This window comes from Acidaminococcus sp. CAG:542, from assembly GCF_000437815.1.
Lineage (GTDB): Bacteria > Bacillota > Negativicutes > Acidaminococcales > Acidaminococcaceae > Acidaminococcus.
In genome coordinates this window covers 1-10,799 of the sequence record NZ_FR902076.1, presented here as the reverse complement: position 1 = coordinate 10,799, position 10,799 = coordinate 1, and the positions used below count along the sequence as shown (strand labels likewise).

The window sequence follows — 10,799 nt, the reverse complement described above, 5'->3', positions numbered from 1 at the left end:
AGGAAATCTCCCGGAGCCCGAGAAGGGCCTTTGCTTCCATGCCGCGGGCCGCCGCCAGAGGGGCAGCCGTTTCCCGGGTCCGGATCAGGTCCGAAGTATAGAGGGCATCCAAAGGCACCCGGGCAGCCCGGGTCACCAGGGCGGATGCCTGTTTCCGGCCGGTGTCGTCCAGGGGGTTGTTGGACCAGCCCTGGAGGATCCCCTGCCGGTTGGCCAGGGTTTCCCCATGGCGCACCAGATAGATTGTCTTCATGTTTCTTTCCTTTATTCCACCGTCCGGCCGGGTTTCAAAAACCGCCGGAATACAAAATGGGGCTGTCCTGCGACAGCCCCCATTTTCTCCCTGTTATGCTCTGGCAATATAATCCCCGGTACGGGTATCGATTTGCAGAACGTCCCCTTCGTTGATGAACAGAGGCACTTTGACCACATAACCGGTATCCATTTTGGCGTTCTTGCTGCCGCCGGTAGCGGTATCCCCTTTGATCCCCGGTTCGGTTTCCACTACAGTCAGTTCCACCGTGTTGGGCAGTTCCACACCCAGGATCCGATCCTTGAAGGTGATGACCTTTACGTCCATGTTTTCCTTCAGGAAGTTCACGGCCTTGCCCAGCTGATCCTTGTTCAGTTCCAGCTGATCATAGGTTTCGTTGTCCATGAACACATAGGTGCCATCGGCTTCGTACAGGTACTGCATGCCCTTTCTTTCCACAATGGCGTTTTCCAGACGTTCAGCCGCGTTGAAAGTCCGTTCCACCACAGCGCCGGTGCACAGGTTGCGCATTTTGGCCCGTACGAAAGCAGCGCCTTTACCCGGTTTTACATGCTGGAATTCAACGACCTGCCAAGCATCGCCGTCAATTTCAACCGTTACGCCAGTTTTAAAATCGTTCGTAGAAATCATGAAAACAACCTCCAAAAAAATATAGTTTATATGGGTAAATCAGAGTTCCTTCAGTTCCTTGGGCACGGAAGTGAGCCGTTCGCAGCCCGTTTCCGTGACCAGTACCGTATCCTCGATCCGGACACCGCCCTTATCAGGGAGATAGATGCCCGGTTCGATGGTCACCACCGCACCAGCCGGCAGAGGCTGGTCATTGGCCCGGTTCAGCACCGGTTTTTCGTGGATGTCCAGGCCCACGCCGTGGCCCAGGCCATGGCCGAAGTTGGGTCCGTAGCCTTTGCCGGTGATGAAGTCCCGGACGGCTCCGTCCACCTGGATGCCGGTAAGCCCGGCCTTCAGGGTCTTTTCTCCCAGCAGATTGGCCCGGAGTACGATATCATAGATTTCCTTCTGCCAGGGAGCAGCCTTCCCCAACACCACCGTCCGGGTGATGTCGGAGCAGTAGCCCCCATAGGTGGCCCCGAAGTCGAACGTGATGAAATCGCCTGCGTCCACCACCTTGTCAGAAGCCACCCCGTGAGGCAGGGCGCTCCGTTTGCCGGAGGCACAGATGGTTTCGAAGGAAGGCTTGGTGGACCCCAGCTTCCGCATGTTGTATTCCAGTTCCGCCGCCAGATCGCTTTCCGTCCGGCCAGCCCGGATATGGGGCAGCAGCTGGAGGAAGGCTTCGTCGGAAATGGCCACTGCCTTCCGGATCAGGGCCAGCTCTTCTGGGGTCTTCACCGCCCGCAGGCCCACCAGGTTCACATTCTTCCAGGTGGCATGGGGCAGGGCCGCTGCCAGGGCCCGCTGTTCCGTATAGGAGAAATAATCCCCGTCCAGGGACAGGTTGTCCGACTGGGGCAGTTTGGCCGCTTCCGGCCAGAACCCGTGGAGATGTTCCACCAGTTCGCAGTCCGGAGCCTGCTGGCGCACCTGGAGAGTATACCGGGAATCGGTGATGATCACCGCCCGATGGGCATCCACATACAGCAGGCTGTCCCCGCCGGTGAAGCCGGTGAAATACCGGATGGAAGAATCTCCCTTGATGAAGATCCCATCCACTTTTTCCTGTTCCAGAAAACTCCGGAGTCTTTCCAGTGCCTTCATCCTATCGTCTCCTTGTGCTTCGTCCAACAAAATCAGTTCGACTAATCTATTGTACTCTTAAACCCCGAAAAAAAGCAAGGGTTTCTATATACTTTGTTACAAATTGTTTTGTTTTATTTTTTCAGGCGGCGGACCAGGGAGAAGGGAGCCATCCGTCCGTCCCCTTTGGCGGTGAACACCATCTGGGCATGGGGAGCGGCGGTAAGAGGGTTCCCCTCTCCGTCCTTCATGTCCTCCAGGGTCCAGGGGAAGATTTCTCCCCCGGGAGTCAGTACTTCCAGCACTTCCCCTGCCTTCACATGGTTCCGCTGTTCCAGGGTCACCCGTCCCCCGGCCGGGTCAAAATCCTTCACCAGAGCCACGAAATCTGCGCTCTGTTCATAGGAACTGGTGGTGTACACCTGGTCTTCCGGTCCGGTCTTCCCAAGGGCGAACCCGGTGGTATAGGGCCGGTGGGAAACTTTTTCCAGTTCCTGCCGGAGGCTTTCCGGCACGGTGAAGTGTTCCGGATCCTCCCAGCACAGATCGATGGCTTTCCGGTAGGCGCTGACCACGGTGGCCACATAATGGACGCTTTTCATCCGGCCTTCGATCTTCAGGCTGGTGACCCCAGCCTCCATCAGCTGGGGCAGATAATCAATGAGGCACAGATCCTTGGAATTCATAATATAAGTGCCCCGTTCATCCTCTGCCATGGGGAACACTTCCCCGGGCCGGTTCTTTTCCGTCAGGCCGAATTCCCACCGGCACACCTGGGCACAGGCCCCCCGGTTGCTGTCCCGTCCGGTGAAGTAGTTGCTCAGCAGGCACCGGCCGGAATAGGAAATGCACATGGCCCCGTGGACGAACACTTCCAGGTCCGCGGTGATTTTTTTCCGTATCTCCCGGATTTCCTGGAAGGACAGTTCCCGGGCCAGCACCACCCGTTCCGCTCCCAGGTCTTCCCAGGCTTTGGCGGTGGCCCAGTTGGTCACGTTGGCCTGGGTGCTTACATGGAGCCCCAGACCGGGTACCACTTTCCGGGCTGTCATCCACACTCCCAGGTCGGACACCAGCAGGGCATCCACCCCTGCGGCCTCCAGATCCCGGAGATAGTCCGGCAGGGGCGGCAGGTCGCTGTTGTGAGGGAAAATGTTCACGGTCACATAGACCTTTTTCCCCAGGCTGTGGGCAAAGGCCGTGATCTCCCGGATCTCTTCCAGGGAGAAATTGGCGGCAAAGGCCCGGAGCCCGAAGGCCCGGCCTCCCAGATAAATGGCGTCAGCTCCGTACAACAGGGCCATCCGGCCCTTTTCCAGGCTCCCGGCGGGAGCCAGCAGTTCAGGTTTGTTCACTGTGCTTCTCCTATGACTTCTCCAGGGTTCAGTTTCTGGATCATGGCCACATGTTCTTCGTAGGTTTTGGTAAAGTGATGGTAGCCTTCCTTATCCGCCACAAAGTACAGATAATCGGTCATCACCGGATGGATCACTGCACGGATGGCGTCCATGCTGGGGTTCCCCACCGGTCCCGGAGGCAGGCCCTTGTTCAGGTAGGTGTTGTAGGGAGATTCCAGCTCCAGGTCGTCGTAGGTGACTTCCTTCTTCTGGGCTCCCAGGATGTACTGGATGGTGGTGTCGGACTGGATGGGCATCCCCATCTGAAGGCGTTTTTCAAACACCCCGGCAATAAGAGGCATTTCCTCCTTGTGGGTGGCTTCCCGTTCCACCATGGAAGCCAGGGTCACAATGTCCCGGAGGGGCAGATAGCTTTTCTGGATGTCCCTGCGCAGGTCCGGGGTCAGCTTTTTGTTGAACTCCTGGACCATCATGGCCACCATGTCCTTGGCGGTGGCGTTTTCCGGGATGTTGTAGGTGGCCGGGCAGATGAACCCTTCCGCCTTGTACACCACATCCGGATTGCGGCTTTCCATGTAGGTGTAGGGAGTATAGTTCCGGCAGGCATCCTTGAAGGCCTGTGCGGTGGTCAGGTGTTCCCGTTCCAGCTTCAGGGCGATTTCATTGATGGTGGCCCCTTCCGGCAACGCAAAGCTGTTGGAATGGACCTTCCCTTTGGACAGGATGTTGATGATCTCCCCGTCGCTCATGCCGGCGGTGATTTCGTAGGTGCCGGCCTGGAGATGGTTTTCCAGACCTTTCACCCGGGCTGCCAGCCGGAAGGATTCCGGAGTCTGGATCAGCTTTTTGTCGTGGAGCAGGGTGGCGATGTCAGAGGTGGTCATGCCTTCCGTAACGGTGAACCGGACCTTCTGACCGGTAGCCAGGCTGGTGTTGGTGTTGAAGTAGTCCAGGTACCAGTAGCCTCCGAACAGAAGGGCCAGCACCAGGGCGATCCCGATGGGCAAGAATTTTTTCCGCATAATGGGCCTTCCTGGTTACTGGGCATCCATTTCGTCCATGATTTCCTCATAGGCTTTCCGGACTGCTTCGAATTCTTCATCGGTGGGATCCAGGTACACCGGGTCCCCCTTGTCATCAAAATCCACCCGGGCGATGATCACATTGTCCTCTTCCTCAGGGTCCGTGTCGTCCTCTTCCGGGATCTGGGTCAGAAGGGCGAAGTTCTTCCCATCCATGGGGATCACCATTTCTTCCAGATAATAGGATTCGTTGCCTTTTTCGTCGGTGATCACCACCACCGCTTCCTGGTCTTCCGTTGCCAGCAGCTTTTCGTCGTCGTTCTTGGCCATTGTTATTTCCTCCTCGGGCTGTCCAGGTAATTCTGCAGGATGACCACAGCGGCCATCATGTCGATGATTTTCTTCCGTTTCTTCCTCTGGAGATCCGCCTCGATCAGGACTTTTTCCGCTGCTACCGTAGAGAGCCGCTCATCCCAAAGGACAACCGGGATGGACGGGAAGCGTTCCTCCAGGATGGTTTTGAATTCTTCACTGGCCCTGGCTCTGTCGCCAATGGACCCGTTCATGTTCTTGGGGTAGCCCAGTACGAACTGCCCCACTTCTTCCGCCTCCACCAGTTCCGTGAGACGGTTCAGGTCGTTTTCCAGCCCCTTCCGGCGGATGGTCTCCACCCCCCGGGCGATGAAGCCGGTTTCGTCGCTGACGGCCACCCCGATGGTCCGGGTGCCCAGATCCAAGCCCATGATCCTCATCAGCGTTCTGATTCCTCCAGGTAGGCCTGGAGCAGGGCTTCGATCAGTTCGTACCGTTCAAAATGGCGGATCTTCAGCCGGGCGTCCTTGTAGCTGGTCACATAGGCCGGATCCCCGCTCAGGAGATATCCGGCCAGCTGGTCGATGGGGTTGTACCCTTTTTCCTTCAGGGCCTCTGCCACCTCCCGGATGGTTTCCGCCACACTTTTGGTTTCCGGAACCGGTTTGAACATGGTGGTTTCCTGTGTAGTACGAGACATGTTTCTCCCTCCTTTGTAAAGAAGGGGCTGTTGCACGGCAACACCCCCCGCTTTATTCAATAAAAATACTGACTGATGATCAGGGGAATGGATTCCTGGAACAGGACCAGCATCACCTCGATGGGGACTTCCATCCCTTCCAGGATCCACCGCATGGTCATTTCTTCCCCACCGTAGATCACCATTTCCGTGGCGAACTGGATGTGGGGGTTCGTCAGATCCGCTCCCGCTTTTTTCAGCATCAGGTGATAGGCATCCCGGACGAACCGCCGGTTGGTCTGGCGGATGTCTTCCACATCACAGCTGGTGTACAGGTTCTGCAGGAACTTCAGGTTGGCCTTGTACAGCAGGAACTTTTTGTACAGAGCCTCGGACCAGCAGTGGCTTTTCAGGATATCCCGGCCGTGACGGGCCAGGATATGGAGATACACCCAGTGGGCCAGATCCTTCTTGTTCTTGCAGCAGCGTTCAAAATCTTCCTTGGTCAGCCCCGCATCCCGGACGATTTCGTCCACTGTGATGTCGTGGAGGTGTTTCTTCTCCAGCAGATGGTACAGGGCTTTTCCCAGTTTTTCCTTTGGATCCATTTCCACACCTTCTTGTCAACCCAATCTTTCCTGTTGGTTGGTTTTCTCAGTTCAGCTGGCCTTCCACCAGTTCCAGCGCCTTGGCCAGGCCTGCCTGGACCTTGGAGGCATCCTTGCCCCCGGCCTGGGCCATATCCGGCCGGCCGCCGCCGTTGCCGCCCATGGCCTGGGCAACTCCCTTGGCGATCTTCCCGGCATGGATGCCTTTCTGGACTGCTTCCTTGGAAGCCATCACCAGGATGTTCACCTTTTCGGCGCTCATGGGTGCAGCCAGCACCACCACCCCGCCGGTCTTGTCCCGGAGGGTGTCCCCCATTTTCCGCAGGGCATCCACATCCTGTACCTTCACTTCCTGAGCCAGGAAAGGCACACCCTTCACCTCTTTGGCATCTGCCGTTACGCTGGCAGCCTGGGCAGCCACCAGTTTCTTTTCCATTTCATCAGCCCGGTGTTTTTCCGCCCGCAGGTCTTCCTGGAGGGCATTGATCCGGGTCACCAGGTTGTTGGGACGGCCCTTCACCGCAGCGGAAGCTTCCCCGATCAGATCTTCCAGTTCCCGGGTGTAAGCCAGGGCGCCCCGGCCGGTCACCGCTTCGATCCGCCGCACCCCGGCGCCAACGCTGGATTCAGACAGGATCTTGAACAGGCCGATATGGCTGGTGTTGGACACATGGACACCGCCGCACAGTTCCATGCTGTAACCGGGCACATTCACCACCCGGACGATTTTGCCGTATTTTTCGCCAAACAGGGCCATGGCGCCCATTTCCTTGGCTTTTTCCAGATCCTGCTGGGAGATTTCCACATCCACTGCATCCAGGATCTTTTCGTTGACAATGTCTTCCACCTGGGCCAGTTCTTCTTCCGTCAGCGGAGAGAAATGGGAGAAGTCGAACCGGAGACGGTCCGGCCCCACATAGCTGCCGGCCTGGTTCACGTGGCTGCCCAGCACCTGTTTCAGGGCTGCATGGAGCAGATGGGTGGCCGTATGGTTCCGGGCAATGTCCCCCCGGCGTTTCAGGTTCACTTCGAATTCTACTTCGTCCCCTACTGCCAGGGTTCCCTGTTCCAGGGTACCCAGCTGGATGGTGTACCCATCGGGCAGCTTTTTGGTGTCAGTAACGTTGAAAATGCCCTTGTCGGACACCAGCCGGCCGGTGTCTCCCAGCTGGCCGCCCCCTTCTGCATGGAAGGCGGTGTTGGTGAGGATCACTGCCAGTTCATCCCCGCTTTTGGCGTTCTGGATAGGCTGGGTATCGTGAGCCGGGAAGATGGCGGCCACTTTGCCGTTTTTGCTGGCTTCGTCCACCGTCAGGTTCCCCAGTTTCAGATGACGGGTTTCATAGAGCACCGGTTTGCCCTCTTTGTCATTCCGAGCGGCACGGGCTCTTTCCCGCTGGGCTTCCATGGCTTTTTCAAAGCCTTCCTTGTCCATGGTGAAGCCCTGTTCTTCCAGGATTTCTTCCGTCAGTTCCCAGGGGAAACCGAAGGTGTCATACAGCTGGAAGGCGTCTTCCCCGTTCAGCACGGTGCTGCCGGCTTTCCGCATGGCATCGATCTTCTGGTTCAGGAGATCCGTGCCCTGTTCCAGGGTCTGGAGGAAGGAGTTTTCTTCCATGGCGATGACTTTTTCAATGTAGCTTTTCTTTTCCCGCAGGTCCGTGTAATGGTCCCCGTACATGTCGATGACCAGGTCCGCAGCCCCCACCAGGAATTCCTTCCGGATGCCCAGGAGACGGCCGTGACGGATGGCCCGGCGGAGTACCCGGCGCAGGATGTAGCCCCGGCCTTCGTTGGAGGGCAGGATCCCGTCCCCGATCATGAAGGTGACGGAACGGGCATGGTCGGCGATGACCTTCAGGGAAATATCATCCTTGGGGTCCGCATTGTAGGTTTTGCCGGACACTTTGCAGGCGTATTCGATAATGGGGAAAATCAGGTCCGTTTCAAAGTTGCTGGGTTTTTCCTGGAGCACGGAAGCCACCCGTTCCAGGCCCAGGCCCGTATCGATGTTCTTGTGCTGGAGAGGAGTGTAGCTGCCGTCCGCTTCCTTGTTGTACTGGGTGAACACCAGGTTCCACAGTTCCAGGAACCGGCCGCAGTCGCAGCCGGGCCCGCAGTCAGGACTGCCGCAGCCCCGTTCTTCCCCCAGGTCGATATGGATTTCGGAATCCGGGCCGCAGGGACCGCCGCTGGCGATTTCCCACCAGTTGTCTTCCAGCTTCACGATCCGTTCCGCCGGCACCCCGCACACATCGTGCCACAGGTCATAGGCTTCCTGGTCCTTGGGGTACACAGTGATCCACAGTTTGTCCGCCGGCAGTTCCAGCACCTTGGTGAGGAATTCCCAGGCCCAGGGGATCACTTCTTTCTTGAAGTAGTCCCCAAAGGAGAAGTTCCCCAGCATTTCGAAGTAAGTATGGTGCCGGGCCGTACGGCCCACGTTTTCAATATCCCCGGTCCGGACACATTTCTGGCAGGTGGTGATCCGGGTGGCAGGCGGTTTCACCTTGCCGGTAAAATACGGCTTGAACGGAGCCATGCCTGCGCCAATCAGAAGCAGCGTAGGGTCATCATGAGGAATCAGGGACGCACTGGGCAGTACCAGATGGCCCCGTTCCTTAAAGAAATCAAGATACTTCTGCCGAATCTCATTACCAGTTAAATATTTCATTACCAACTCTCCCAAATTCCCTCCAGCAAAAAGGAAAAAATCCCATCAGCCAGAAAATTAATTTCTCTTTCGTATCCTATAAATTATATAAAAAGAGAAGAAGGCTGTCAAATAAATAAGGGGCTGCTGATCAGCAGCCCCTATTCCCTGTACATCCCTGCTATGGCCTCTTCCACAGTCCTGGCCTGGATGATGGTGACTCCTTTGGGTTCTTTTCCTGGTGGGAAACTTCCTTTGGGGACGATGAACCGGTGGAACCCCAGCTGGGCCGCTTCTTTGATCCGCCGGTCCGCCAGGCCCACCCGGCGCAGTTCCCCGGTAAGGCCCACTTCCCCTACCGCCAGCACCCCCATGGGCACCGGCCGGTTCCGGTAACTGGAAACCAGGGCTCCCAGAATGGCCAGGTCCGCCGCTGGTTCCTTCACCTTCATGCCCCCTACGGCGCACACATAGGCATCCTGATCCCCGAAGTTCATGCCGCAGCGCTTTTCCAGCACCGCCAGCAGCATGTTCACCCGGTTGAAGTCCACCCCCACCACCGTCCTCCGGGGCAGCCCGAAGGGGGTGTGGGACACCAGGGCCTGGATTTCCGTCAAAATGGGCCGGTTCCCTTCCATGGCGGCGGTGATCACCGACCCGGATACCGGTTCTTCCTTGGCTTCCAGGAACAGTCCGGAAGGGTTGGCCACTTCCCGGAGCCCTTCCTCTTCCATGGAAAAGATCCCGCATTCACTGGTGGAGCCGAACCGGTTCTTCAGAGCCCGGAGCACCCGGTAGGTGTAGGACCGGTCCCCTTCGAACTGGAGCACCACGTCCACCATGTGTTCCAGCAGCCGGGGGCCTGCAATGTTCCCTTCCTTGGTCACGTGGCCGATGATGATCACCGCGATTCCTGTTTCCTTGGCAAAGGTCAGCAGCTTGGCGGTGCATTCCCGCACCTGGCCCACACTGCCGGCGGCGCTTTCCAGTTCCTGGTTGTACATGGTCTGGATGGAGTCGATGACCAGGAGACGGGGCTTCACCTGTCTGGCCTGGACCAGGATGGTGCCCAGTTCCGTGGCCGTCATGATCTGCAGAGCATCCGTTGCCTGTCCCAGCCGCTCTGCCCGCATGGCCGTCTGGGCTTCGCTCTCTTCCCCGGATACATAGAGCACCCGGGCACCCCGGGCCGCCGCCTTCATGGAAACGTCCAGGGTGATGGTGCTTTTGCCGATGCCGGGGGCCCCGCCCAGCAGGATCAGGGACCCGGGGACGATGCCGCCCCCCAGCACCCGGTCGAACTCATGGATGCCGGTGGTCATCCGCTGGACCTTCACCTTTTCCACCTGTTTCAGGGTCTTGGGGGTGGGGGCTTCCGTAATGGCAAGATAAGACGGCCGCTGCCGGCTGGGAGCCGGAGCCGCCGTTTCTTCCACCAGGGTATCCCACTGGCCGCATTCCGGGCATTTGCCCAGCCATTTGGGAGTGGAATACCCGCAGTTCTGACAGACATAATGGGTTTGTGTTTTGGCCACTTACTCCTCCTCCTGGAGCAGCTGGTATGCGTTCCGCACGATCTGTTCCTTGTTTTCTTCGCTTACATGGTCCCCCAGCACATGGAGGAAATAATCCAGCAGCCGGGCCTCCCGGCCGGTGATCAGTTTGTGGGCCGCCAGCAGCTGGACCAGCTGGCCGGAGGATTTCACGTCCTTCCCCGCAGGAAGCTGGGGTTGGACATGGGGTTCCCGGGGCAGCCGGATGATCCGGATAAAGCCCCCGTTCCCCCGTTTGGATTCCACTTCATATCCCCGTTCCGGGGTGAAGCGGGTAGTCAGGGTGTAGGTGATCTGGCTGGGAGCACAGGACAGTTTTTCCGCCAGCTGGCTCCGTTTCACATCCACCCGGTCCTGTTCGTTGGCGAACAGTTCGCTGATGATGAATTGCTCTATGGCATCTGCAATATTGCGCATGATGATTACCTCCTACGGGACAGACAGGTTCTCCCATGCTCTATTATATTTGACAATTTGACGTTTGGCAAGAGGGAATTGTTTTACCCCAACACCCTGGCCCCCACAAAAACCTGCAGTCCCAGGATCACCGGCACCCCGATGGTGAATTTCAGATGCTTCGTCTTGTGCCGGAACAGGAACATGGCCAAAAGAGCCCCCACACTGCCCCCCAAGGCCGCCAGC

General features: G+C 57.8%; 13 protein-coding genes. All 13 read right to left on the bottom strand.

Annotated elements, in window-relative coordinates; genetic code table 11:
* Positions 1 to 253: histidine phosphatase family protein (locus QVO43_RS05860; protein WP_288174609.1), on the bottom strand; the 253-nt coding region annotated here is incomplete at its 3' end.
* Between the two features lie 93 nt (positions 254 to 346).
* A complete protein-coding gene (gene efp, locus QVO43_RS05855) occupies positions 347 to 904 on the bottom strand; it encodes an elongation factor P (RefSeq protein WP_022487620.1) in 558 nt (185 codons plus the stop codon).
* A 39-nt stretch (positions 905 to 943) separates the two neighbouring features.
* Entirely contained in the window at positions 944 to 1,993 is a 1,050-nt protein-coding gene (locus QVO43_RS05850) for a M24 family metallopeptidase (RefSeq protein WP_022487619.1), read from the bottom strand.
* A 113-nt stretch (positions 1,994 to 2,106) separates the two neighbouring features.
* Positions 2,107 to 3,327, bottom strand: a complete 1,221-nt coding sequence (locus QVO43_RS05845) for a peptidase U32 family protein (RefSeq protein WP_022487618.1) — start codon at positions 3,325 to 3,327, stop codon at positions 2,107 to 2,109.
* The gene (gene mltG, locus QVO43_RS05840) at positions 3,324 to 4,352 is read right to left on the bottom strand and encodes an endolytic transglycosylase MltG (protein WP_022487617.1); all 1,029 of its coding nucleotides are present in this window, start codon (positions 4,350 to 4,352) and stop codon (positions 3,324 to 3,326) included. The genes QVO43_RS05845 and mltG overlap by 4 nt, the downstream gene beginning before the upstream one ends.
* A gap of 15 nt (positions 4,353 to 4,367) precedes the next feature.
* Positions 4,368 to 4,682, bottom strand: coding sequence for a DUF1292 domain-containing protein (locus tag QVO43_RS05835; RefSeq protein ID WP_022487616.1), 315 nt, complete (start codon positions 4,680 to 4,682; stop codon positions 4,368 to 4,370).
* 2 nt (positions 4,683 to 4,684) lie between these two features.
* Positions 4,685 to 5,104, bottom strand: a complete 420-nt coding sequence (gene ruvX, locus QVO43_RS05830; RefSeq protein ID WP_022487615.1) for a Holliday junction resolvase RuvX — start codon at positions 5,102 to 5,104, stop codon at positions 4,685 to 4,687.
* Entirely contained in the window at positions 5,104 to 5,364 is a 261-nt protein-coding gene (locus QVO43_RS05825; protein WP_022487614.1) for an IreB family regulatory phosphoprotein, read from the bottom strand. The genes ruvX and QVO43_RS05825 overlap by 1 nt, the downstream gene beginning before the upstream one ends.
* Positions 5,365 to 5,420: 56 nt before the next feature.
* A complete protein-coding gene (locus tag QVO43_RS05820) occupies positions 5,421 to 5,951 on the bottom strand; it encodes a TetR-like C-terminal domain-containing protein (RefSeq protein WP_022487613.1) in 531 nt (176 codons plus the stop codon).
* Positions 5,952 to 5,997: 46 nt separating this feature from the next.
* On the bottom strand, positions 5,998 to 8,625 hold the full coding sequence (gene alaS / locus QVO43_RS05815) for an alanine--tRNA ligase (RefSeq protein ID WP_022487612.1): 2,628 nt from the start codon (positions 8,623 to 8,625) through the stop codon (positions 5,998 to 6,000).
* 140 nt (positions 8,626 to 8,765) lie between these two features.
* Positions 8,766 to 10,139, bottom strand: coding sequence for a DNA repair protein RadA (radA, locus tag QVO43_RS05810; protein WP_022487611.1), 1,374 nt, complete (start codon positions 10,137 to 10,139; stop codon positions 8,766 to 8,768).
* The gene (locus QVO43_RS05805; RefSeq protein WP_022487610.1) at positions 10,140 to 10,574 is read right to left on the bottom strand and encodes a CtsR family transcriptional regulator; all 435 of its coding nucleotides are present in this window, start codon (positions 10,572 to 10,574) and stop codon (positions 10,140 to 10,142) included. It abuts the gene before it with no gap.
* An 83-nt stretch (positions 10,575 to 10,657) separates the two neighbouring features.
* Positions 10,658 to 10,789, bottom strand: coding sequence for a DUF1294 domain-containing protein (locus QVO43_RS05800; protein ID WP_288174611.1), 132 nt, complete (start codon positions 10,787 to 10,789; stop codon positions 10,658 to 10,660).
* Positions 10,790 to 10,799 lie beyond the last annotated feature (10 nt).

Bases quoted from the DNA above. Each gene is read 5' to 3' on its own strand.
- efp (WP_022487620.1), bottom strand. From the start codon at position 904: ATGATTTCTACGAACGATTTTAAAACTGGCGTAACGGTTGAAATTGAC.
- QVO43_RS05850 (WP_022487619.1), bottom strand. From the start codon at position 1,993: ATGAAGGCACTGGAAAGACTCCGGAGTTTTCTGGAACAGGAAAAAGTG.
- mltG (WP_022487617.1), bottom strand. From the start codon at position 4,352: ATGCGGAAAAAATTCTTGCCCATCGGGATCGCCCTGGTGCTGGCCCTT.
- QVO43_RS05835 (WP_022487616.1), bottom strand. From the start codon at position 4,682: ATGGCCAAGAACGACGACGAAAAGCTGCTGGCAACGGAAGACCAGGAA.
- ruvX (WP_022487615.1), bottom strand. From the start codon at position 5,104: ATGAGGATCATGGGCTTGGATCTGGGCACCCGGACCATCGGGGTGGCC.
- QVO43_RS05825 (WP_022487614.1), bottom strand. From the start codon at position 5,364: ATGTCTCGTACTACACAGGAAACCACCATGTTCAAACCGGTTCCGGAA.
- QVO43_RS05820 (WP_022487613.1), bottom strand. From the start codon at position 5,951: ATGGATCCAAAGGAAAAACTGGGAAAAGCCCTGTACCATCTGCTGGAG.
- alaS (WP_022487612.1), bottom strand. From the start codon at position 8,625: ATGAAATATTTAACTGGTAATGAGATTCGGCAGAAGTATCTTGATTTC.
- QVO43_RS05805 (WP_022487610.1), bottom strand. From the start codon at position 10,574: ATGCGCAATATTGCAGATGCCATAGAGCAATTCATCATCAGCGAACTG.